The 21,688-nt window shown below is 56.0% G+C and carries 21 protein-coding genes and 1 pseudogene; 5 read left to right on the top strand and 17 right to left on the bottom strand.

The window, feature by feature from the left end; genetic code table 11:
* Nucleotides 1–3 precede the first annotated feature (3 nt).
* From Q1A91_RS19395 to Q1A91_RS19385, 3 genes are all read right to left on the bottom strand, one after another.
* The gene (locus tag Q1A91_RS19395; RefSeq protein ID WP_299881591.1) at nucleotides 4–516 is read right to left on the bottom strand and encodes a TRAP transporter small permease; all 513 of its coding nucleotides are present in this window, start codon (nucleotides 514–516) and stop codon (nucleotides 4–6) included.
* A gap of 108 nt (nucleotides 517–624) precedes the next feature.
* Nucleotides 625–1,773 (bottom strand): TRAP transporter substrate-binding protein, encoded by a 1,149-nt coding sequence (locus Q1A91_RS19390; RefSeq protein WP_299881588.1) that lies wholly within the window; start codon nucleotides 1,771–1,773, stop codon nucleotides 625–627.
* A gap of 22 nt (nucleotides 1,774–1,795) precedes the next feature.
* Nucleotides 1,796–1,981: a hypothetical protein gene (locus tag Q1A91_RS19385; protein ID WP_299881585.1), complete on the bottom strand. Its 186-nt coding sequence runs from the start codon at nucleotides 1,979–1,981 to the stop codon at nucleotides 1,796–1,798.
* Between the two features lie 181 nt (nucleotides 1,982–2,162).
* On the opposite strand from Q1A91_RS19385, the gene Q1A91_RS19380 reads away from it, so the two are divergent.
* From Q1A91_RS19380 to Q1A91_RS19370, 3 genes are all read left to right on the top strand, one after another.
* Nucleotides 2,163–3,188: a LacI family DNA-binding transcriptional regulator gene (locus tag Q1A91_RS19380; protein WP_299881582.1), complete on the top strand. Its 1,026-nt coding sequence runs from the start codon at nucleotides 2,163–2,165 to the stop codon at nucleotides 3,186–3,188.
* A 219-nt stretch (nucleotides 3,189–3,407) separates the two neighbouring features.
* The gene (locus Q1A91_RS19375) at nucleotides 3,408–4,520 is read left to right on the top strand and encodes a 2Fe-2S iron-sulfur cluster-binding protein (RefSeq protein ID WP_299881579.1); all 1,113 of its coding nucleotides are present in this window, start codon (nucleotides 3,408–3,410) and stop codon (nucleotides 4,518–4,520) included.
* Nucleotides 4,517–6,766 (top strand): mechanosensitive ion channel family protein, encoded by a 2,250-nt coding sequence (locus tag Q1A91_RS19370; protein ID WP_299881577.1) that lies wholly within the window; start codon nucleotides 4,517–4,519, stop codon nucleotides 6,764–6,766. Before Q1A91_RS19375 ends, Q1A91_RS19370 begins: the two co-directional genes overlap by 4 nt.
* Before the next feature lie 67 nt (nucleotides 6,767–6,833).
* Here Q1A91_RS19370 and Q1A91_RS19365 read toward each other — a convergent pair whose 3' ends face one another.
* The 5 genes from Q1A91_RS19365 to Q1A91_RS19345 form a co-directional block, all read right to left on the bottom strand.
* Nucleotides 6,834–7,355, bottom strand: coding sequence for a GNAT family N-acetyltransferase (locus Q1A91_RS19365; RefSeq protein WP_299881574.1), 522 nt, complete (start codon nucleotides 7,353–7,355; stop codon nucleotides 6,834–6,836).
* Between the two features lie 17 nt (nucleotides 7,356–7,372).
* Complete coding sequence (locus Q1A91_RS19360) at nucleotides 7,373–7,981, bottom strand: EamA family transporter (protein ID WP_299881572.1); 609 nt, start codon at nucleotides 7,979–7,981, stop codon at nucleotides 7,373–7,375.
* Nucleotides 7,982–7,986: 5 nt separating this feature from the next.
* Nucleotides 7,987–8,229 (bottom strand): hypothetical protein, encoded by a 243-nt coding sequence (locus Q1A91_RS19355; RefSeq protein ID WP_299881569.1) that lies wholly within the window; start codon nucleotides 8,227–8,229, stop codon nucleotides 7,987–7,989.
* Between the two features lie 286 nt (nucleotides 8,230–8,515).
* Nucleotides 8,516–9,697: a HAMP domain-containing sensor histidine kinase gene (locus Q1A91_RS19350; RefSeq protein ID WP_299881566.1), complete on the bottom strand. Its 1,182-nt coding sequence runs from the start codon at nucleotides 9,695–9,697 to the stop codon at nucleotides 8,516–8,518.
* A gap of 1 nt (nucleotide 9,698) precedes the next feature.
* On the bottom strand, nucleotides 9,699–10,607 hold the full coding sequence (locus Q1A91_RS19345; RefSeq protein ID WP_299881563.1) for a response regulator transcription factor: 909 nt from the start codon (nucleotides 10,605–10,607) through the stop codon (nucleotides 9,699–9,701).
* A gap of 406 nt (nucleotides 10,608–11,013) precedes the next feature.
* Between Q1A91_RS19345 and Q1A91_RS19340 the strand changes: the two genes are divergently transcribed.
* Nucleotides 11,014–11,778: an ATP-binding protein gene (locus Q1A91_RS19340; protein ID WP_299881560.1), complete on the top strand. Its 765-nt coding sequence runs from the start codon at nucleotides 11,014–11,016 to the stop codon at nucleotides 11,776–11,778.
* A gap of 34 nt (nucleotides 11,779–11,812) precedes the next feature.
* On the opposite strand, the gene Q1A91_RS19335 is transcribed toward Q1A91_RS19340, so the two are convergent.
* The 4 genes from Q1A91_RS19335 to Q1A91_RS19320 form a co-directional block, all read right to left on the bottom strand.
* Nucleotides 11,813–13,441: a Na/Pi symporter gene (locus Q1A91_RS19335; RefSeq protein ID WP_299881558.1), complete on the bottom strand. Its 1,629-nt coding sequence runs from the start codon at nucleotides 13,439–13,441 to the stop codon at nucleotides 11,813–11,815.
* A 48-nt stretch (nucleotides 13,442–13,489) separates the two neighbouring features.
* Nucleotides 13,490–15,109, bottom strand: coding sequence for a SpoIIE family protein phosphatase (locus Q1A91_RS19330; protein WP_299881555.1), 1,620 nt, complete (start codon nucleotides 15,107–15,109; stop codon nucleotides 13,490–13,492).
* A 283-nt stretch (nucleotides 15,110–15,392) separates the two neighbouring features.
* Nucleotides 15,393–16,370, bottom strand: a complete 978-nt coding sequence (locus Q1A91_RS19325; RefSeq protein WP_299881552.1) for a transporter substrate-binding domain-containing protein — start codon at nucleotides 16,368–16,370, stop codon at nucleotides 15,393–15,395.
* On the bottom strand, nucleotides 16,307–17,200 hold the full coding sequence (locus tag Q1A91_RS19320; protein WP_299881549.1) for an ABC transporter substrate-binding protein: 894 nt from the start codon (nucleotides 17,198–17,200) through the stop codon (nucleotides 16,307–16,309). Before Q1A91_RS19320 ends, Q1A91_RS19325 begins: the two co-directional genes overlap by 64 nt.
* A gap of 344 nt (nucleotides 17,201–17,544) precedes the next feature.
* Here Q1A91_RS19320 and Q1A91_RS19315 point away from each other — a divergent pair, with 344 nt between their 5' ends.
* Nucleotides 17,545–17,829: a hypothetical protein gene (locus Q1A91_RS19315; RefSeq protein WP_299881546.1), complete on the top strand. Its 285-nt coding sequence runs from the start codon at nucleotides 17,545–17,547 to the stop codon at nucleotides 17,827–17,829.
* On the opposite strand, the gene Q1A91_RS19310 is transcribed toward Q1A91_RS19315, so the two are convergent.
* The 5 genes and pseudogenes from Q1A91_RS19310 to Q1A91_RS19290 all read right to left on the bottom strand — a co-directional run bounded on the left by Q1A91_RS19310 (nucleotide 17,826) and on the right by Q1A91_RS19290 (nucleotide 21,590).
* Nucleotides 17,826–18,239 carry a cytochrome c gene (locus Q1A91_RS19310; protein ID WP_299881543.1) on the bottom strand — a complete coding sequence of 138 codons (414 nt, stop codon included), beginning with the start codon at nucleotides 18,237–18,239 and terminating at the stop codon, nucleotides 17,826–17,828. The genes Q1A91_RS19315 and Q1A91_RS19310 overlap by 4 nt on opposite strands.
* Nucleotides 18,240–18,247: 8 nt before the next feature.
* Nucleotides 18,248–19,639: a multicopper oxidase family protein gene (locus Q1A91_RS19305; RefSeq protein WP_299881540.1), complete on the bottom strand. Its 1,392-nt coding sequence runs from the start codon at nucleotides 19,637–19,639 to the stop codon at nucleotides 18,248–18,250.
* Nucleotides 19,640–19,653: 14 nt separating this feature from the next.
* A pseudogene (locus tag Q1A91_RS19300) lies at nucleotides 19,654–19,819 on the bottom strand (IS30 family transposase); the annotation flags it as partial.
* Between the two features lie 99 nt (nucleotides 19,820–19,918).
* A complete protein-coding gene (locus tag Q1A91_RS19295; protein ID WP_299881538.1) occupies nucleotides 19,919–20,101 on the bottom strand; it encodes a hypothetical protein in 183 nt (60 codons plus the stop codon).
* Nucleotides 20,102–20,117: 16 nt separating this feature from the next.
* The gene (locus Q1A91_RS19290; protein WP_299881536.1) at nucleotides 20,118–21,590 is read right to left on the bottom strand and encodes a pyridoxal-5'-phosphate-dependent protein subunit beta; all 1,473 of its coding nucleotides are present in this window, start codon (nucleotides 21,588–21,590) and stop codon (nucleotides 20,118–20,120) included.
* Nucleotides 21,591–21,688: the final 98 nt, after the last annotated feature.

Genomic DNA, 21,688 nt, shown 5'->3' with positions numbered 1-21,688 from the left:
CCCCTAATCAAACAGCGTGTCACCTTCGTAAACGGGGGTGCCGTCACGAAGGGATTTGAAATCACGGGCAAAAGACTGCGCCAGCCGCCAGATCATGAGGCCAAAGCCAAGCGGCACCGAAAAGAGGAACCAGACCTTTGAGACGCGCAAACCGTCTGTCACCGACCCGAACTTGTAGGAGACATGCAGCGCCTCCCAGGACCAGTAAAGCGCGATGACCGCGACGATCAGCATGACCAGATCACCGAAGATATAGAGCAATGCGCGGGGCCGGTTGGGCAGATAGTGCATCACCACATCAATGCGGATATGCGCCCGTTCCTTTACCGCGGCAGCGGCTCCGACCCACGCAAGGTAGATAAAGGAGAAACGCACAATTTCTTCGCCCCAAATGCTTGAATAGGCGAATATCTCACGCCTCAGCACTTCGATGGCCATTGTGATGACAAGCATGACGTAAAACACCAGCAGCAGCCACCGCTCTGCGTTTTGGTCAAGTTTCCTGAGAGTTTCCATGGTGCGCCCCACTGAAGTTATGCTGTCGCTCCGCCAGAAGGCGCGGCGTCATATCCGGCATCAGCTTTCGAACGAGCGCGGCCAGAAAGCCGCGCTCGTTCAAACTGCTTAGGCGTCGTGGACGTAGTATTTGCCCTGCGTGCCTGCGGCTTCTTCCATCTTGGCGAAGTTGTCCATGGAACCGGCAAGCTCGACTTTGAACTCATCCCATTCGGAACGCTGGAAGCCGCCTGCCTCTTTCCACTCGCCCAGCTGATCATCGCTGAGGCCGTGGAATTCGACGCCGGATTTGGCCAGTTCAGACATCGCATAGGCGCGTGCGGATGGCACTTTGGACAGGTTCTGGTGTGCTGTCATCTCAGAACCCCAGACGATGCCATCCTGGATGTCGGCTGGCATGGAGTTGAACCACTCAAGGTTACAGGAATAGACCTGCGAATCCGGAACCGCCTGAGTGAAGGTCACATGGGACAGGATGTCTTTGAAACCAAACACATAAAGCGCGCCCACGGAGGGGTCGAGCGCATCAGCAACACCCTGTTTGATCGCAGAGGGTGTTTCGCCCCATGCAACGGGTGTCGGGTTTGCGCCAACCATGCGGTAGTACTGCTGCAACATTTTGGAGCCGGGAACGCGGAACTTCACACCATCCAGGTCCGATGGGGAAAGAACAGCACCTGCGCCACCCTTGCGCACAGCGACAACCCGTGGATCGATGTTGACGTAGAAGAGCGCCTTGAAGCCGTTCTCTTCGACCTTCGGTTCAACCGAGGATTTCCAGAAATCGGACGTGACAAGGTTGGTGAACCGCTGATTGGAACCACACAGGTAAGGCATGTTGATCAGGTCAACAGTGGAGGCGAAAGGCGCGAAGTTGGACAGCGAGTGTTGTGCAGCCTGAATCGTGCCACCCTGCACGGCTTGGACAAGTGCGCCGCCCGCACCCAGCTGACCACCCGGCGCCAGCTTTACATAAACCTTGCCGTTCGTTGCGTTCTGGATGTTCTCTTTGAGGTCCAGCTGCATGATAGGATAGCTGCGCGACGCGCCCAGCACATATGCCGTGGCAAGGGTCATCACATGCTCTGCAGCTTTCTCGCGATCACGCTCTTCGTTGGCCGATTGCGCGGCGGCTTCACTGGACCAAAGCGTCCCGGCGGCACCTGCGACCAGCGCTGCTGTAAAGCTTCCCGCTGCGGACAGCTTGAGAAAGTTCCGACGCTCGGCAGACGCCAGCATCTTTTTTTCGTCGTTCATTGTGTTTCCTCCCGGTGGTACGTTAGCTGCCGTTTCGTTGGTTTCGGTCAGCCTCTTTTTTCAAAATCGCGATGACGAAAAGAATCGACGCCGCGAAAAGAACCAACATCTCACCCACATCTCCAAAAACCACGCGATCCCAGAAGGCTCCGGCCGCTACATTTGCAAAGTAGACAAGGAAGACGATCAGGGACGCGTAGAGGAACATATGAGGCTCACAGTAGTTGGCTGCACGTGCATGAAAGCGCTTTCAGTGAGTCGATGCAAGCGCTTTCAGTGAATTCATTGTGCGCATCTTCCGGGACAGTGACCTGAACGCGGGTGTTCTGCGTGTTCTCAGCCATCTTTTGATCTATAGTGCCGATCATGTTCCTGAAGGGTTTTGTGAAATGAGGTCACGGCATCGCGTTCCGACTTTGGTCGATGTGGCAAAGGATGCAGGGATTTCGCCCGCGACCGTCTCCCGTTCGTTGAACAATCCAGATATTGTTTCGAAAGAAACACTTGAGCGGGTGCAGACAGCAGTGAACCGCTTGGGCTACACGCCGCATTTCGGCGCGCGGTACATGGCGGCCAAACGGTCATGGACCATCGGCGCGATCATCCCGACGATGGAGAACGCCATCTTTGCGAAGGGTATTCAGGCCTTTCAGGAACAGCTTCACGAACATGGCTACACTTTGTTGGTGTCCAGCAGCTCCTATGACCCCGAGATTGAAGCCGAACAGGTACGCGCCCTCATCAGCCGCGGTGCTGACGGGATTCTGCTGATCGGATATTGGCGTGATGAGGCGGTGTATGATTTCCTTAGGCGCCGCAACGTCCCCTTTCTTCTGGCTTGGGCGTTCACAGCGGGAAATGCACTTCCCGCCATTGGTTTCGATAACCGGGCATCGATGTATCAGCTGTGTGATCAGGTTCTGGCGTTGGGCCACAGGAAATTTGCCGTCATTTCGGGAAAGGTCGATGGCAACGACCGCGCGGCCAACCGGCTCAAGGGTATTACTGACAGACTGAAGGATGCGGGCATCGACCCCAAAACCGTTCCGATCATCGAAACAGCCTATGATATCGACAACGGCGCGAATGCCTTTGAAGAGCTCATGCAAGCCGAGGATCGACCGACTGTTGTCATGTGCGGGAACGATGTGCTGGCCGTTGGCGCAATCTCGCGCGCTCAGGAGATGGGACTGGATGTGCCGCGTGATGTCTCCATCACCGGTTTCGACGGGATTGAACTTGCGCGCATTGTGACCCCCAAGCTCGCTACGGTACGGGTGCCCCATGCTGAAATGGGCCGCCGGGCAGCGGACGAACTTGTGCGCATGGTCGAAAGCGGAGAGGCGGGTCAGTCCCAGGAGCTTCGAATTGAGGTGTCCATGGACCTTTCGATTGGCTCGGTCAGCACGACCTAGCATCCAGGCGACCGGTTCAACTCGAACGCTCTGAAAACACGCGGGATACCGTCGCCTCTTGGATCAGGTCGCCAGAAAACAGAAACAACCTTGTAGCTTGCCAGCACGGATCAGAATACGCCAAGGTATGCGCAAACAGGGACTAATAATGCCGAACCACTTTATCAGCGGCCACCTCCGCCCTTGTACGCCAGACTTGCCCACACAAGGAGCCGCGCAATGACAAGTAGACTCACGCCAGCGATTATCTTGCGCGCCGTTCGCATCTGGTCAGGTCTGTTCCTGCTGGCTTTCGTGACAAGCCATCTGACGAACCTCAGCTTTGGTTTGATCTCTATCGACGCAATGGATGCCGCACGCCCTTATCTGTCGGGGGTCTGGACAGGGCAAATCACAGGGACATTGCTGTTCGTCTCCCTCCTAAGCCACTTCTTTCTGGGCCTTTGGGCGATTTATGTGCGGCCCACGTTGCGTACGAACACGCAAGACATCGTTCAATTGCTGACCGGGGTGCTTGTGGTGCCACTTTTGGCAACCCACGCCATTGGCATTTCGATGGCAGCGAATGCGGGACTGAACCTGGGCTATGCGGACACGGTCCGCCTCTTCTGGCTCGGTGCGCCAACGATTGGCTTGCTGCAAGTTGTCATGCTGTCTGTGGTCTGGGTGCATGGGTGCGCAGGCCTCTTCACGTGGCTGCGGTCGAAGGAAAATGCCGGGCGGCTGCTCTATTGGCTCTACCTGCTTGCGGTGATTGTCCCGGTTGTGGCGCTCTTGGGCTATGCTGAAGCGGGGCGGGAAATGCTGATCGCGGGGCAGAACGGCGGAGAGCTCGCTCAAAACCCTGCGATGCCAGAAAATGTCACCGTGCCGTTTGCTCAGATCAGACAGATTACGAACATCGTCATCATTGGTTCCATTGTCTTGGCGGCTTTGACGTTGGCGGCACGTCTTGTTCGGCTCACCTTGCAAAAGACGCAAGAGGTGGTTCTTGTGCGCGATGGCGGCCCCCAGATGGTCTCAACCTCTGCGCTCAGCATGCTGGATGGGTTCCAGCGCAATGATCAGCCGCATGCCAATCTGTGCGCCGGGCGGGGCAGGTGCGGGACATGCGCGGTACGTATCGTCAAATCTGATTTTCCGCTCCCGTCTCCTTCGGAAATGGAACTGCGCACATTGTACAGGGTCGGCGCGCCAGAGGGTGCAAGGCTCGCGTGCCAACTCAAGCCCGCCGGTGGGAGGGTCGAAGTCCTGGCGATTTACCCCGCGGATTACACGTTTGAGGATGCCAGACCCTCAGACGCGCCCTCCGCAACCGGGGCCCCGGCATGATCGCCCTGCGCCGCGCAACGGCTGCGCTGATCTCTATGCTTGTCATCATGTTGTCAGGACCAGTGTCAGCCCAGACCGACACCCCGATCCTAGCCCCTTCAACGAATGATATTCACGAATTCACGCGCTTGCTGGCCGATGAACGTGTGCAGGAATGGCTGCGCCAACAAGCAGACGAGGCCGAGACGGCCACCACAGCAGAAGCACTGGGGGTGCGGGATCAATTGGACGCTTTGATCTTGCGCACCCAAGACCGCATTTCCGCACTGGTCCGCACATGGGAAGGGCTAGGTCAAGCTCCTGAACTGGTGCAGGGCAGATGGAGGGAGCAAGTCACAGACGATCGCCGGGTGCAAAGCCTGACCTTCGTGCTGATTTTCCTGTTTCTCGGCGCGGGCCTCGAATGGCTTTTCAGGCAATACTCCAATCCCATACGCCGCCGCCTTGAAATCACGCAGTTCCAGACACCCGCAAAGCGCATCACAGCAGCAATCACACGGGCGGGGCTTGCCTTGGCCGGACTGTTGGCTTTCGCTGTGGGCAGCATCGGCGCGTTCTCTGCATTTGAATGGCCGCCCATCCTCTTTGTGCTGATCCTCAACCTCTTGATGGCCATCGTCGTCATCCGTGTGGTCGGCACGATGTTGCTATTGTTCTTTGCCCCCTTCGTGCCCCGTCTGCGGCTGGTTCCTGTTAGCACGGGCATGGCACGCCTGATTTCCCGCACGGCGCTGGCATTCGCCGCTGTCTTGGTTGTCGCCGTCGCCTTCAGGGATGTCTTTGCCCAAGTCATTGAGGTCTTCAAGCCGCAGGGTGGCGAAAACGCGCTTCTCGCAGTCTCTGTCATGCTCGCTGGAGTGGTCAGCCTGACAGCGCTCCTGTGTCTGCATGCAGGGTTTTTTATCGCCGCGCGCCTAAACCCTGGGGCGGGGTCCAAGTCAGCCCGCAAATGGCGTGGTTTTCTTAGCCTGCTTATCGTTTTATCGCTGGCATTCTGGATATTGGATCTGCGTCCGATCATGTGGAGTATTCTGTGCATTGGTATCCTGATCGTATCACTGAAATTGCTGCGCGCCTGGGTTGATCACGCCTTTGACACCGCGATTGCCGACTATATGGCCAAGCTCCCGCCGCCGCCCGTCATCGAGGCGTCCGACGACATCGTTGCGGACGCAGAAGTGGAAGAAGTAGCGGAGGTTGTCGATCCGTACGAGACCTACCGCCCGATTGCACAGCGTGTGGTGCGGTTCGCGGCCATCATATCGGTTGGCTTTGTTCTGGCGTTGATATGGAACTTGGGCATCTTTGAAAGCGCTGAAAACCCAACTGTCATGCAGCGACTTTTCTCGGTGCTGCTGGACAGCGCCGCAGCGCTGCTGATTGCCGATCTGCTCTGGACCTGGGCCCGCACCGCAATTGATCGCAGGCTCAATGCCTATCGCCCGCCGACAGACGGTTCAGCGCCGGGTCCTGAGGCGCGGATGGCAACGCTTTTGCCCCTCTTGCGCGTCGTATTGATGGTCACGCTGCTCTTGATGGTTGCCATGTCGATCCTGTCGTCCATGGGCGTGAACATTGCGCCGATCCTCGCCGGTGCAAGCGTCTTGGGCATCGCGATTGGTTTTGGTGCGCAGTCTTTGGTCAAGGATGTCGTGTCCGGCATATTCTTCCTGATCGACGATGCCTTTCGGGTTGGTGAATATGTTGAGATCGATCAGCTGCGCGGCACGGTCGAGAAGATCTCGATCCGGTCCTTGCAGATCCGCCATCACCGGGGCGCGGTGCACACGCTGCCATTTGGTGAGCTGAAATCCATGACCAACTACTCCCGCGATTGGGTGATCATGAAGCTGGAATTCCGCGTCCCCTTCGACACAGACCTGAAACTGGTGAAAAAGCTGATCAAACAGGTCGGGGCACAGCTAAAGGAGAACCCGGATTACGGCGACAGCATCATCGAGACGCTAAAGTCACAGGGGGTGCGTCGGATGGAGGAATTCAACATGGTGGTCGGGGTCAAATTCATGACCCGACCCGGCGAACAATGGCTGGTACGGCGTGATGCCTATCAGGGTGTGCGCGATATCTTCGAAGCCAACGGCATCCGGATGGCAGAACGCAACGTGAAGGTCGAAATCGCAGGTGAGGAGGCTTTGACAGATGAGCAGCGCAAGGCCGCAAGTGCAGCGGCCCATGAGGCAACCACGAACAAGTTGCCCCCCGGACCCATTCCGGACGAGCCATAAGGATTGCGCTTCTTGGGTGGCAAGACGCGGCTGATGCCGCTTCGTGACATCTTGAGAAATACAGTTCCTAAGCCAGTGCCTGATGGACATCCGATGGGCCAATTGGCATCGACAGCCGATGCTCTTTCCCAATCCGTCCCGAATAGACGGGCCCGCTGTCCGCCATGCCGAAACTCCGGTAAACGGCAAGGGCAGTGCTGTTGTCTGCATCGACCGCCAAGACCAATTGCTGTGCATCGGGCCATTTCTGCGCGGCTGCCCCCACGGCGAGCCGGAAGGTGGTCTTTCCAAGGCCTTTGCCTTGCCATCCGACATCGATCTTGAACCCATGCAGGGACACTGCGTTCTGTGGAACCCAGTCTGCGGTGGCGGGCGCGCGTTTCAGGGCAACGATCCCAATCGGCGCATCCTCGTTCAGGAAACAATATGCCTGAACCACCCCACTGCGATCCGACAGGCCAGCGTCCAGCGTTTCCCCAAAGGTTCCACCGAATTCGGCCTGATCCTTGGACACACTCAACCTGCGCAGGTTTTCCAATTGGGCCGCGCTCAGGTCCTTGCAATTGATGATATCAATGCTTGCCTTCATACCATCGTGCCTCCGCTTCACTGCGCTGTTGGTTTTCTGAGAAGAACCAGTCCAGAGATAATGATCAGCGCAGCACCCGCAATCGTTGATAGAGTGGGTATCTCGGAAAAAATGACAAAGCCGATAGCGGCACTGCCGACCAGTTCCAGATAGACAAGGGGCGACAGGGTTGAGGCATCTGCCAGTCGGAAAGCCAGAATGGTCATCAGATGTGCAATGGCCGAGATGATGCCAAGACCGGCAAATAGCCACAGTACATCCAGTTGCGGCAGCTCAAAGGTGAATGCGGCCTGCGGGCTGAGTAACACCGTGCCCAGCATACATTGGAACGCCAGTGTTTTGATCGGGTCGCTGTTCTGCGAGGCCTGCCGCGTCGCAATCAGATAAAGCGCAAAGAACAGACCTGCACCAAAGGCCATGATAAGGCCGATCTCGATGTCACCTGAGGGCTGTAACACGATGAGGGAACCCACAAACCCCAACACAAGGCTGAGCAGTTTCCACCGCGTGAAGGTCTCTTTCAGAAACAGAACAGACAAGGCGACCGCAACAATCGGACCGACGAAATAGGCGCTGACGGCGAGGGAAATGGGGATGCGGGCAATGGCCAGAAAATAGAGTGTCATGGCCGTCACCAGAAACGCGGTGCGCACCAGATGCGCGAACCGCTGCTCCTCCGGAACATGCGCATCCCGTGGTATCGGTAGGCCAGAGGTATCACGATCAGGCTGGCAACCGCATAGCGCGCCCATCCGATGAACAGGGGCGAGTAATCGGCGCTCAGATACTTCGCAATGCCATCCACCATCGGCACACCAAGCATTGCGACTGCCATCAGGATGATCCCGCGAAGGTCTGACGAGTTGGATGTCACTGCGCGCTCCTCAGCTCAGGATGGGCCGCGACTGGAGGCCCTGCGTCCCACGCTACAAACTGCGTCTGTGATCTTCTTGCAAGGTCATTTGTCGCGATCATAATCCTTGATGGGCGGATGCACATAGGTCGCGAAACCGTCCAAAAGGTCATTGATCGTCGCTGTAAACTCTCAGTAGCTTCGTCATCCGGTTCGAAGTTGGGTTGCAATCGCCAAACTCCAGCCGAAGACTCCGAGGGGTGAACAAGCCTCATCGCAATGCCGCACCACAGTCTATGGTCGGGTGCTATGCTTCAGGAGATGCTGTAGGAAGAATTATGCGGAACGTGGTTCCAGCATGGTTCGGTGGTATGTATCTGAGAAGACCACCAAGACGCCTTGCACGGCGTGAGGCAAGATAGAGACCCAGCCCAGTGCGTCCGTTGACGGCCTTGCTGTTCTTGGGGGCAGAGAACAGGTTCTCCTTTTTTATCTCCGGGACACCGGGGCCATTGTCACAGATATCAATGATGACCTTGTTTTCGGGTGCATCATGTCGCGCAATAATTGCGATCTTCCCATCATCGGGTGTGTATTTGATGGCATTGTCCAACAGCACATCGAGGATGTCTTTGATGTCTTCATCATTGCGCAGGTGGATTTGGGACGCCGTGTCTGCCTGGACCGAAATCTCGCGGGTTTTCAATTCGATTTTATGAGCCGCAATTGTGCCTTCGAGGATTCTGGCGAGCGGGGTTGTATCCGTCGCCCCACCAAGGTGGTCGCGGCTGTCACTAAGCAGCGATCCAATGCGGTCGGACAAATCCGCGTTGGTCGATATTGCAACCTCAAGCGCTTGCCGCATGCTTGCCTTGTCCGGGGTTTCGTCATCCAGCATGTGCAGCAGGGTCTTTTGCATCCCTGCGATCGCCTGGATCGGGCTTTGCAAATCGTGAACCGCCAGTGTGGTCACTTCGTCACGTTCGCGAAGCAGGTATCTGATGCGCTGTGTCCGCAAGGCAATCAGGTCTTCCAGATCAAGCTGTGCATTTCGAGACTGCTCAAGCCAGTGGGTTTGCAGACAAAGCATCGCGCCGCCCAAACCAACACCGATGACCAGCAATACGGGATACGTAACCCAAACGGATCCTGCCGCCATCGCAAACGCCAGTCCTGCAATGGCGGCCAATATTCTGCTGGGGCGGGTTACAAAGCTGCACAGGAATCCGGTCGATGTTGCGACTAAGAGGTAAATCGCAATGATCTCCAGGCCCAAAAACAGCCATAGAACCAGCCCGGAGATTGCAGTGGTGCCAAGGATGCAAATCCCGTCATGAAGGTCGGGATGTTGGCGCCGCCCCAGCAGATACGCGCAGTAAGGTCCGGTAAGGAAACACAATGCGATGGGATGGATGAAAAGGGTTCCGAAAACGGCGAACGCAGCAAAGCCCAACGCGATAGCCACCGGCTTGGACAGAGCCGCTTTCATGTCACGAACCCAATCGGCCTGACAGGTTTCGCGCGAGTAACGCAATGAGTTCGTTGCTTGTGCGGCAATGCAGTTTCTTTCGCAGGTTGTCGCGATGGATCGCCGCAGTCTTCTTGGAAATCTTCAGACGCGCCGCAATATCTGCCGTCGACTGGCCCCGCGCCAAGGAAAGACCGACCTCGCTTTCCCGCGGTGTCAGAGGAACACCGTCCACGATCAGCTCCTTGGAGGCTGGATCACCAGCGCTTGGGGCTTCGGGGGCTGGGGCTTTTTCCATGATCTGGGTAAGGGCTGCGACCAGTTCGTGGGGTGACGTTGCCTTGGATACGAAACCATCTGCCCCAGCTGCGCTGCATTTCTCGGCATAAGCGTCAGGAGGGAGCGAGGAAAAAGCGACAAGATGTGCTTTGGGCAAAAGGGTGCGGTATTGTGTCAGATAGGTAAGATCGAGTTCGCCAGCGATCACGAGGTCCGATAGGATGACGTCTGGATTCAGGTCCTCGACCCGGTTCAGCGCCTGATCGTGGGTCCGCTCTGATCCAATGAGGGAAAAGGCGTTCGACAGACCAAATCCAAGCTTGAGGCCCGCTTCCACAATCGGGTGGTCGTCGATCAAAAACACACGCGCCGGTGTCTGCCGCATAACTGCATCCTTTGAGCCAATGTCCGCTTTTCCATTGTTCATCTCAAGATCGTACAGTCTTTTTCCGGGCGCGATAGGCATTTGACCTATGGGGAAACAACACACCCTCAGATTTAGTGAGGTTTCTATTTCGCGCTTGAAAGAGGCGACGATGCACAACTCACATATCCACACCGCAGGAATGTTGCGGTACATATCTGTTCGCGGGGCTTTGCAGATGGCTGCAGGCGTGACGTTGTGCCGTCGCGACAGAACGTTGTTTGCCATAAATGCAGAGTGTTCAAGTCGGCCTGCGGGCGGCCTTTCACCCAACCAGACAGCGGATTCTTTATGTTCACAGATGGCTGATTGTAGGAAACCTGGACCATGTGAACCTCTGAGGTTGATCTGCCATGTGTTTTCCCTCTTGCCCAATCGACCTGCGCGCCCGCATGAAATCGACACCGGTGGCGGTATCACAGCCCTCTTTTTCGCGATATTCAGAGACCTTCTGGTCGCGGCGATGCCCGCCCGGTGCTTAAGGTTTTGAATTTCCCACATGATGCGCACAGATCCCTTGGATTGAGACATACGCAATGGTTCATACCAGACAACTGAAGGATATCAGTGGCCACCACTGGCGGCGGTGCCACAGGCAAAACATCGGCTTCGTCGCCGACGGGGATGTTGTACGATGACGTCGGCGTTTTATTCTGTTTCCGTCACTCTTCTCGCGCGGATTGAGCAGATGCAGATCGTCAGAGATGCGCTGGACAGCCTGGCGGTGGCGAACGCGATACCGAATGCGTCCACTGCGCGTCTTCAGATCGTGCTGGATGAACTGATCAGCAATGCCATCAAGCACGGAGCAAGCGAGATGCGTCCGACCGGCGGGGAGGCGAAAATCGAAGTCGCTATGCTGGTCGAGGATTCGGTTTTTACGCTGTGTCTGACAGACGACGGGCCAGGGTTTGATCCCACACAACTGGTTTATCAGACTGACACCAGTCGCCCACGTATCGGCGGACGCGGCCTTGATATGGTGCGCGCCTTGACAGACAGCATGAGCTACTTGCGCGTAAATGGCAAAAACCAGACCATTGTGACCAAGGCCATAGAACAAAGACACGAAGGGAGAGCACCCATGATTTCGGGATTGCAAATTGAAGAAACGCGCGAAGCCGACACAGCGACCGTGGCCTTGGCCGGCCGGATTGATAGCGGGAATGCCAGCCAGGTGACAGAGCATCTGTCGGGGCTTGTAGCGGCCGGACATCATCAGGTAACCCTCGATATGGCGAAACTTGACTATCTGACAAGTGCAGGTTTTCGAACGCTCTTATTGGTCAGCGATGCCGCGGAAGAGGCGGGCGGCGGTTTGACCCTGAGGTCTTTGACCGAAGAGGTGCGCGAGCTTTTTGATCTCAGCGGATTGTCCCGCGCTTTCGTGATCATATAGCCCGCGTTGCACCAAACGCGCTTTGCAGACGCCTTTATGCCAATTGCACGCTTCTGAATTCAAGTTCCGGTACCTTGCCAGTCGATTGAAATGTCTTGCGCAACATATCCAGCCCCCAAAAGATACGCTCTGCCGTGACAGTCATCTGGACCAGACGCATCCGTTCCTGCCGGTTTTCGACCACATGCTTGGTCAGATAGGCATAGCGCAACTTGCTCAGTACATCGCTGCGGTCACCGACCATATTCGCCAGGCGTTCAAGGTCGCGGCTGTGTGTCCCGATATATGCGCTTTCAGCAGTCAGCAGCGTCGTTTCAAGGCTGGTGCGCAGTAATTTGACAAATCTCGCCATGCCCGCCGACCCCGGCTCTATGCTCAAAAGGCGCGTGCAATCGGCAACAGTTGTTGCAAGGGATCGCAGAACCCGTTGGCGATAGACGATCTTGTTCAGCTGATCGAATTGCCTTGGTGACAACGCCTCGTGCCCGAGGTCATCCAGATAGTAATCGATTTCCGTGCTCAAAGTGGTGAAGGATTCGGAAACTGAGGCATTGCTGATCCCTTCCTGTGGCACTTCAAGAAGGTCAAAGTACTTCCCCAGATAAGTCATCAGCCGGTTTTGGTCATGCTGTGCGGCCTGCAATGCGGCATCTACGTCAGACACAGGCGCATGGATGATGAAGTTCGGCTGGGCATCTTTCTCCGTTTGCGTCGGCGGCGATATGCGCGCAAGGGTGCGCTCCAGCCAAGTGAGGCAGAACAATGAGCCGAGAATGGGCAAGCAGAGATACAGGTAGAGAAATGCCATCTGGCCTTCAAAGGTGCCCGACAAGACAGTCAAAGACGCTTTGACGAGCGGAACTGCAAACATCACTTCGATAATCCAAAGCACCACGAGAACGGCAGTGACAAGCACATTGGTCGACACAATCTGGAACAATGCGATCTGGCGGATCGATCCGCGAAGGTTGACGCTGAGCATGAACGTGACGACTCCGGAGCCGAGGTTGGCACCGTAAATGGCCAGAATTGTCATGTCAGTGTTCAAGACACCTGCCTGACCTAACGAAATCGCCAGAATCGTAACTGCCCCCACGGATTGGGCGATCACACACAGCAAGGTGCCCAAAAAGAAGATGGTCACATAAGATCCACCTGATCCGCCAAAAAAGCCTTCAATCCATGGCTGCTGGATTAAGGGCGCTGCGTTTGTCTGAATAAATCCAATGCCCAGAAACAGGAGACCCAGGCCAAACAACCCGTGCATGATTGGGCGCAGCCATTCACGGTCTATCAACGTCATGATTATTCCACTGATGCCAAGAACCAGGAGCACAGTAAGATCAAGATTTATGGTGGACAGAAAGACCAGCATCGAAGACCCGATGTTTGCCCCTGCCAGTATAGGGATGGCGACACGCATGCTCAGGAGGCCTGCTGAGATCATTCCAACAAGTATGAAAACCACAGCCGACAAGCTCTGTGCCATTGCTCCGACAACCGTGCCCCAGAAAAGACCCTGAAGAGGGTGGCGCGTGTATGTCAAAACGGCCTGCCTGAGACGTCTGCCTGACATTCGCTTGAGGTTGTCGGTCAGCGTCCAAACGCCCACGAAAAAGAGGCCAAATCCAGCCAGCATTCCAGCAAATGTAGTGGTCAACACGGTACTCTCCTGCCATCAACAGGTACGAGAATGAACGCGTAGCGGGGCCTAGCCCATAGGCTCCCAACCTATGATCAGCAATGTAATGTCATCAAATTGCTCCGCATCGCCAACAAAAACGCTCAGCTGTTGGCGGACTGATTTGAGCATCGTTGGCATATCCGTGGAACGCGCTGATGACAGGACCTCCATCAGGCGATCCACACCAAAGAACGTGCGACCCTCGTCCTCTGCCTCGGTCACGCCATCGGTATACAGCACCAATCTATCCCCTGCCTGCAACTGCGTTGTATGGGTGTCGTATGATGCGCCCGCCTGAACGCCCAGCGGCAGGTCAGGGATATCCTGCGATGTCTGCCGAACACCGTGATCGGTGCAGACGATCGGGCTGATATGCCCTGCATTGCAATAGGATACGGCGCCGGTGTTCGTATTCAGAATCCCAAGGTAGAGTGTCACGAACATGCGGGTGGAATTACTTTTGCACAATTCCGCATTCACCTGCGCCAGGACATCCGAAGGCTGTGGCACACATTTCCTCAATTCAACAAATTGCTGTGCTGCAAAACGCACAAGGCTCACCGTTCGCGACATCAAGAGCGCTGATGCGGTGCCTTTGTCGGAAACGTCACCGATGAAGAAAACGACTGTGTCGACATCCAGCAAAAAGCTGTCATAGAAATCCCCACCGACCTCACGCGCGGGCTCCATTAAACCAACGGCATGTACCGATGGGGTCAGTTTGCGCAACACGCGGTCCGGTGCGACCATGCTGAGTTGCAAGCGCCTTGCGGCATCCATTTCTAACTCAAGCCGGTCAAGGTTGGTGCGCAGCGATCTGCGTGTTTCATCAAGATCCGCGTTACGGGTTTCAAGAAGACTGTTGGCCTCCGTCAGTTCTTCGGTTGTCCGATCCAACAGATCAAACACCGCTGCCAACTCGCTCACTTCGTCCTGATGTGGCAGGTCCTCTCGCAGCTTGCTCAACAACTTACCGCCAAATCGCAGGTCTGTTATGGCGCGTGCATCGTCTGTCAGTTTACGTATCGGTGCAGTCACCCGCCCGGTGAAGTAAAGCGTCCCGCCAAGCCCGGTGAGGATTGCAGCAAGGCCCAGCAGGACTGAGAAATAGATCAGTCTATTGACGGGCGCTTCGATATCTGACCGGGCAGCGACGCCCATGACGTAGATCGGGCTGTCTGAGACGACATGGCGTTCGATCAGGTAATCATCGTTTGAAACAACATCCATCGCTGCCTTCGGTTCGGGCAACTCTCCGAGTGCAACGGGCAGTTCGACCAGTGGTTGACCACGATCCGACAGCAGCGCGACAAACCCTGACGAGCTGGGGCTGGTGTCTGACAAAAGCTCGGCCTGAATGACCTTGGGATCAAGCAGCAGGATCACAAAGACGCCGTCCAGCAGTTGCCCCCGATCTGATGCCTGACGGCGGATAGCCAGATGCGCGTGCTCCTGACCAACAACCCGAACAAGCCTCTGCGCTTTGGAGGCCGTGTCTGTCAAAGTGAACAGGGCCTTCGGGTCAGCAATGACATTCTCGCGACCTGACAGGGAAAAGATCGGCAACCGGTTCTCTACAAGCAGAATATCGGCAATCCATGGCTCGCGTTCCGCGTAGCTGCTCAGATACCCTGAAAGTCCGGGCAAGAAGACGGCGCGCAAACCCGGGTCACGTGCGACCGACAACATCAGAGAATCGACTGCCCATAAATCCACTGTGCGTTCGCGCGCTTCGATAAAATCAGACACCGCGCGGGCGCTTTGTGCTGTCAATTGTGTCAATTGCGCAGCCGTTTGTGTTTCCAGTAAGCGCGATGCATTTCGGGCGATCAGTGTTGTCAGACCGACCACCACCACCGCAAGGATCACACATGTCCAAATGATCAATTTGACCCTGAGCGACCTGCTGAATGCCGCGAGGCCATTGCCCTTAGTCGCCATTCGTACCCGATCCATCCGCAGCCTGTGTGCCGGGCAACGCGTTGACCAGGGCCTCAAACTCGGGAATCGTCACGCCCAGATGCTGTTGCCACGCGCGGTTCAGCGCGGATCTTGGATCAGGTTTTTGATCGGCAAAAAACATCTCTATGGCGGCGCGCAATTCCTTATCTGCGGGATCGACCCCCCATCCCAATTCCTGAACCGGTCCGACGGCAAAAGCAGGCACCAGATCCGCGCCGTAAGCGGGAATTGAGAGCACGGCGATATCGGCATCAGTCAACGTGAAATCAACCTTGTCTTGAAACACGAGATCAAGCGCAACACGTCCGTCGAGCGGCACAACCTCGACCGGATTCCCTGTAAATTCCTCCATGTTCCGCTCAAGCAACCATGTGTGGAAAGACGACTCGAGCGACACCACTGCTGATTTTCCCGCAAAACTGTCCAACGTCGTAAACTCGGACTGTCGATCCGCTCTGACAATGGCAATCATGCGACTTTCAAAAAGCGGCACAATATCCATCTTACGCAGGCGCCACGGCAAACGCGCAAGATTTGAAACCAGTAGATCACATGCCCCAGATGCCAGCAGTTCCGGCAAATAGCTTTCTTCACGCTGGACTTGTCCGGTTTCATCCGAGAATTGATCGCTCCACGACACTGACTTGGGCACAACCGAAATGCCATTCAGCGTGTCGGCGAAAAGCGCGACCTGATCCACCAGCAAACCTGCATACTGACAGTTGACGGTGCATCCTTCGGGCTCAACCCGCACCAACGCAGGTTCGATTGCAGAAAAACAAACGCGCAGTTCCCCGCGCGCCTCGATTTCAGCGAGTGTTCTTGCTTCGGCCGGGGTGGTCAATACAAGCCCGAGCCATAGAACCATGAGGGTGCGCGACATCATTGGATCGAACTTACCAATCGGACGAAGCTGCTGAACGAGATGCCATAATACCGCTCCCATACAGCGTTCAATTCCGATTTCGGGTCTACGGTTTGCTTGTCAAAGAACGCCTCGATCAGCGCACCCATTTCCGTATCGCCCTTGCGATACCCCCAGCAGCCCTCGTTGATGGGACCAACGGCAAAGGCTGCTGCACTGTCTTCAGAGAAATGCCGCGTCTGATACAGCGCATCCAGAACCGAAACGACCGTGAAATCCACATCGCCCGCATCAACAGCGGGAATGGACTGATCATAGGGGCGGAACTGAATCTCGATTGGGTTGTCTTGGAAGGGCCCTGCGTTTTGGTCTTCTATCCATGTATGCAAATACATGTTCTGTTCAACCGAAACAGTCCGCCCGGCCAAGTCTTCGGCAGACTTGAATTCATGCTGGCGGTCCTTGCGCGACACGACCATCATCCGACTTGGCAGGAAGCAGTCCATGTCAATCTTTTGGAGACGCCAATCCAGCGCGACCATCACAGCCCCGACCATATCGCATTGCTGCTTTTCAAGTGCGATGGGGGTGTAGCTGGCTTCTTTGTGGGTCACACCATCCGCGTTGTGGAAGAGCTCATCCCAGCTTTGCACGAAATACTCAGGCGTAAGATCAAGGCTTTCCGCAAAGGTCTGCACCAGATCGCCAATGATGCCTTCGTATTGGCAATACCCTTTGCATCCTTCGGGAATGACTTCCCCATCCGGCGGGTTGGCCGTCGGCACGCAGGCGCGCAAGACCCCGGAATTCAGGATTTCCTCGACCGATCGCGCAGAGCCATGCTGTGACCCCGCTGCGACAATAAGTGAAGCAATGCTGACTATCTTGGTTAAATTTGTGTAGAAAAACATATGCGACCTGAACAATCTCTTTTTCTAGCGCTTTGTTAGAAAACGCAAAATTCTGACAGTGCGGTGAAAATAGTGGGGAGACCTACATAGAGTCACTAGGTTTGCTACCTAGGCCGCTGCACCTTGCCCGCTCACTCATTGATCTACATTGATAAGTATCACCACACATCAATGACGTGTTTCAAGACGTACATGACAGCTTTGGTTCGGGGGAGGGGTGATGACGAAGGCAACTGCGGATCGGCTCAGGCTGCTCCACTGACGGATCAGCGCCGCTTGAGCGAATGTTGGTGCAGGATCGGCCTGAGTTCCATTGAGATGACGGTTTCCGGGGCCGATGGGTAGTGGCCCAGAGCACTGCGGGGTCGTTTGCTTTTGCAGCGTTTCCTCAATTGTCCGATCAGGATTTGAGCCTCCCGCAGGACGAAAAAGATGTCTCCATGCAGTTTGCCCATCATCTGGCAACCCAAGTTCAGCGCTATCGCGCACATGCTGAGATCCCGGCGGTGCGCTCCGCCAAAGAGCGCGCCCTCGCGGCGCTGCATGAAGGGCATCACCAAGATACGGTGACCGAACGTGCAGGGCAGATCAACCTGACCCACGAATCCTGCTACCGAGCAATCACTTAGTGCTTGGGATTGCGACTGGCATGTATCTCTTGCACGCGCTCTGGCCAGGTTGAGCGGATGTAGGCCAGGATATCCCAGACCTCATCATCGGTTACGACGCCATCGAAAGCTGGCATTGCGCTGTTGAAATCGCTGACCCCTCGCGCTGCCAACGCCCCGCGGCCACCAAGCTTTGTATACTCAAAGAGAAGTTGGTTGTCGTGATGCCAGGTATGCCCCGTCTCGTCGTGAGGCGGTGCTGGCAGTGTTCCGTCATCATTCGGTACCCGCCAGTCTGGCTGCCCTTCAAGGTTGGCCCCATGACAGGCTGCGCAGTGATCCTGGTAAAGGGTTTGACCTGCGACGAGGTCGCGATCAAAAAGTTCATGGCCTGCGAATGCAGGTGTCCCGGACAGAAGAAGAACTGTCACCAACCGTTTCACACGACATCGACCCATGTTCGCATTCCCCCAACAGCATGGCTGAGCATATGACAATGCAGCATCCATTTCCCCGGATTATCAAAGGTGCAGAGAATATCGCGGCTCTGGTTTGGAAACACGAGCGTCGTGTCTCTCAGATCACCGGTGTTACCCTCTTCGTCCAGTTCATAGAAATGGTGGCCATGCAGATGGATGCCATGCGGGAAGGATGTGTCGTTGACCAGCGTGATCTTTGCCGTCTCACCTGTCTTAAATGAACTGAATGGCGCAGCCTGAAGATCAGATACATCATTGAAGGCCCAGATGTTGTCTCCACCGTGACGCCCTCCCATGGCACCGCCCATCATGCGCAATGTCAGATGTTGGCCCGGATCAGCGGCCGCCGCAATTGCATGTGCTGGCAAAGCAGCGATGGGTGCAGGTTGGCGCGTGTCATTTGTTCCAGCAGTTCCCAAAGCGCCAAGTTCATAGGGGCCTTGCCTGCTCATCATGTCCAGCTTGATCGGTCCGGACACGTCGAGGATCAGATCAACCCGTTGCGCAGGGGCCATCATGAGTTGATCAATCGGGCGGGGTTGGGACAAGGCAATCCCGTCCAAAGCAACAATGCGACCCGCCGCACCGCTAAGGGCCAGTGGAAAGATCCGGTTCGTGGCCGCATTTATGAGCCGCAGTCTGATCCGATCCCCAACACTGACTTCGCTGCGCGAAAAGAACGCCCGTGCAAATGTGCCAAGGTACCCTGCATGGGCGACGCTGTGACGGTCTGCATATTCCTCAATCAACGTACCATCCCGTTCCATCCGCCAGTCAGAGAGCAGAGCCGTGATGTCATGATCCACATCAATGGGTTCATCTTCTTCAACGATTAACGGCCCCATCATGCCGCGTGCGACCTGTTCGTGCGAAATATGATGAGAGTGATACCAGAATGTGCCCGCGTCAGGCGGCACAAAGCTGTAGGTTTTGGTATCACCGGGATCGATAACTTTTTGGGTCAGAACCGGCACGCCGTCCATGCTGTTTTCTAGCCGGATGCCGTGCCAATGAACCGCTGTACCTTCCTTCAGCCTGTTTTCAACATCGATGGCCACGCGCTCGCCCCGTCGTATACGAAGTTCGGGGCCCGGCATCGTGCCGTTAAAGCCCAACATGCGCGTCGTTCCGTCGCCCGCAGGCAGAACCTGGCTGGTCACTTCTTCAGCCCGCAAGCGATACATGGATGTTTGTGCAATCAATTGCCGAGGGAGCGATCCCAGGACAGCAGCGCTGGCAAGAAATTGGCGGCGGTTCATGGCGATCCTCATGAGTGTAGCTTCGAAGCGAATGCCAGAATTGGGGTTGCTAGAAGGATACTCGACATTTGCCGCAGCACAGAAGAATTGCAAGCTGGTCGGTGGTTTCAGCGGTTGGACGCAACACATGCGTCAAAACGTTTTGCCGGCGCGACCGCACTCAGCTTTGCCTGACGATGTATCGATACACCCGTTCCTTTTGGAAAGTACTTTCTCAGCAAACGTTTTTTCGTTCGAACCCCGTTGCCATGGCGAGTGAGGCTCGCAGAAAAAACGTCCAGGTCGGTCGCTCGCGGACAAAAGACCGCAACGTTGAACCTGCTCAATAGGCTTCAGGTTGCTCTGTTTGACCCAGGAACTTCTCGATACAAATCAAGCAGCTGTGTGCGGTGGGCCCCTTTGCGCATTAATCCGCAAGTCGTCATCCAACACGCCAATATAGCCATTCGCGATTGGAGAGCGGTTGGGATCTCGCTCAAACGGATGGAGAGCGCAGAGCTTGCCATCTTTGATCTCTGTCCGGTAGACGCCCCAATGCGCGGCCGTCAGGGGCATGTCTTCGACCGAAGTTTTACGCGGCGTTGAACCGGTCAATCATACCGTCCCAAACCGGCACCAGATCCATCAACCCATCCCAGAACGAGGCATCGCGGCGGCGGTCGAATGCCTCCAGCGACGTGCCTTGCTGTTCGACCCAGGTGTAGTAGGCAAGGTTGAAGATGCGCTCGCGGTCGAACCGGCCCAGTTCCTGCGTATGGTCAATGCCGGTGCCCAGCATGTGCTGGCCAAAGGCCTCGGCTGCCTGCACCTCGCCAAAGCGACCGTCAAAGCGCCGATCCTCGGCAATGGTCAGTTCGGTGTGATACATGTCCGCGCCATCTGTCGCGACAGTCAGCACCACATCGTCCGCGCCAAGATCATTGAACTTGGCATATTTAATCGCCCCGATGATGTTGGCAATGGACGACAGGCCAAGATCACCCAGCTGCGCAATCTGTTCCTGGGCCAGGCCCCGATGCTGCGATAGAAAGGCGCGGCCTGCTGAGGTATTGAAGACAAGGTTCAGCCCGTCGCAACTGGCATCAGACACGCCGATGACAAAATCAGTCCCCATCACATTGTGGATCAGGGGCACATGTTTGTCTCCGATGCCCTGGATGTTGTGCTCCCCATATCCGTTATACAGCAACGTTGGGCATTCCAGCGCCTCGATCACACCCGTTTGAGTGCCGAGCGCCTGTTTCAGATGATCCCCTGCCGCCAGTGTTCCGGCAGAGCCCGTTGCAGCAACAAAGGCACGCGCGGTTTTCGTACCATCCGCATTCACGTGACTGAAAACGCGCTGCAAGGCCGGTCCCGTCACGGCGCGGTGAATGACATAATTCCCGTATTCGCCAAATTGGTTGAGGATCAGGTTCTCGGGATCTTTTTCCAGCGTGTGACAGGCGTCGTAAATCTCTTTGACATTACTTTCGGTGCCGGGTGTGCGGTAAATGTCATTTGGGTCGGCCAGCCAGCGGTTCAGCCAGTCAAACCGCTCCTGGCTCATCCCTTCGGGCAGAACAGCGACTGACCGGCAGCCCAGCACCGTCGCAATGGCGACACCACCGCGGCAGTAGTTGCCTGTCGAAGGCCAGACAGCCCGGTGCCGGGTGGCGTCAAAAGCACCCGACATCAGACGCGGGATCAGGCAGCCATAGGCCGCGAGAACCTTATGCGTGTTGATCATCGGAAACCGATTACCCAAGGCAACAACAATCTTTGCTTTCACACCTGTCAGAGCGTCGGGGAGGACGATATGCTCTGGCACCGGCACCAGGCTGCGGCGGTCAGCCCCATTATGCCAGTGCACACGGAAGAGGTTGCGTGCATCTGGTGAATCGGGAGCCGCATCAGCGATTTCAACCATTTTCCCAGCAAGTTTTTCAGCGGGATCCGCCAGGTCGGATATCCGTGGCAGCACAACCCCAAGGCTGTGCAAGCTCTCCACGTTGCGATCATAGCTTTCCTGGTGCGTGATCGTGGTTTCCAGCCCTGGAATCATCTCGTTTCCCCTGTTTCGTTGGCATAACCCTCGTCAGGGTACCTGCGATTCAAGAGGAAAAAGCGCAATCTGCTGACGGGGCGCGACGAAATTGATTG

The organism is uncultured Sulfitobacter sp., assembly GCF_947500075.1.
Classification (GTDB): Bacteria; Pseudomonadota; Alphaproteobacteria; order Rhodobacterales; family Rhodobacteraceae; genus Sulfitobacter.
The sequence above is the reverse complement of the archived record's forward strand: the minus strand, read 5'-3'. Positions and strand labels throughout refer to the sequence as shown.

Excerpts from the sequence above, each read along its gene's own strand:
- Q1A91_RS19395 (WP_299881591.1), bottom strand. The coding sequence starts at position 516 with ATGGAAACTCTCAGGAAACTTGACCAAAACGCAGAGCGGTGGCTGCTG.
- Q1A91_RS19390 (WP_299881588.1), bottom strand. The coding sequence starts at position 1,773 with ATGAACGACGAAAAAAAGATGCTGGCGTCTGCCGAGCGTCGGAACTTT.
- Q1A91_RS19385 (WP_299881585.1), bottom strand. The coding sequence starts at position 1,981 with ATGTTCCTCTACGCGTCCCTGATCGTCTTCCTTGTCTACTTTGCAAAT.
- Q1A91_RS19380 (WP_299881582.1), top strand. The coding sequence starts at position 2,163 with ATGAGGTCACGGCATCGCGTTCCGACTTTGGTCGATGTGGCAAAGGAT.
- Q1A91_RS19375 (WP_299881579.1), top strand. The coding sequence starts at position 3,408 with ATGACAAGTAGACTCACGCCAGCGATTATCTTGCGCGCCGTTCGCATC.
- Q1A91_RS19370 (WP_299881577.1), top strand. The coding sequence starts at position 4,517 with ATGATCGCCCTGCGCCGCGCAACGGCTGCGCTGATCTCTATGCTTGTC.
- Q1A91_RS19365 (WP_299881574.1), bottom strand. The coding sequence starts at position 7,355 with ATGAAGGCAAGCATTGATATCATCAATTGCAAGGACCTGAGCGCGGCC.
- Q1A91_RS19360 (WP_299881572.1), bottom strand. The coding sequence starts at position 7,981 with ATGACACTCTATTTTCTGGCCATTGCCCGCATCCCCATTTCCCTCGCC.
- Q1A91_RS19350 (WP_299881566.1), bottom strand. The coding sequence starts at position 9,697 with ATGAAAGCGGCTCTGTCCAAGCCGGTGGCTATCGCGTTGGGCTTTGCT.
- Q1A91_RS19345 (WP_299881563.1), bottom strand. The coding sequence starts at position 10,607 with ATGGCAAACAACGTTCTGTCGCGACGGCACAACGTCACGCCTGCAGCC.
- Q1A91_RS19340 (WP_299881560.1), top strand. The coding sequence starts at position 11,014 with ATGACGTCGGCGTTTTATTCTGTTTCCGTCACTCTTCTCGCGCGGATT.
- Q1A91_RS19325 (WP_299881552.1), bottom strand. The coding sequence starts at position 16,370 with ATGGGAGCGGTATTATGGCATCTCGTTCAGCAGCTTCGTCCGATTGGT.
- Q1A91_RS19320 (WP_299881549.1), bottom strand. The coding sequence starts at position 17,200 with ATGTTTTTCTACACAAATTTAACCAAGATAGTCAGCATTGCTTCACTT.
- Q1A91_RS19295 (WP_299881538.1), bottom strand. The coding sequence starts at position 20,101 with ATGCCCCTGACGGCCGCGCATTGGGGCGTCTACCGGACAGAGATCAAA.
- Q1A91_RS19290 (WP_299881536.1), bottom strand. The coding sequence starts at position 21,590 with ATGATTCCAGGGCTGGAAACCACGATCACGCACCAGGAAAGCTATGAT.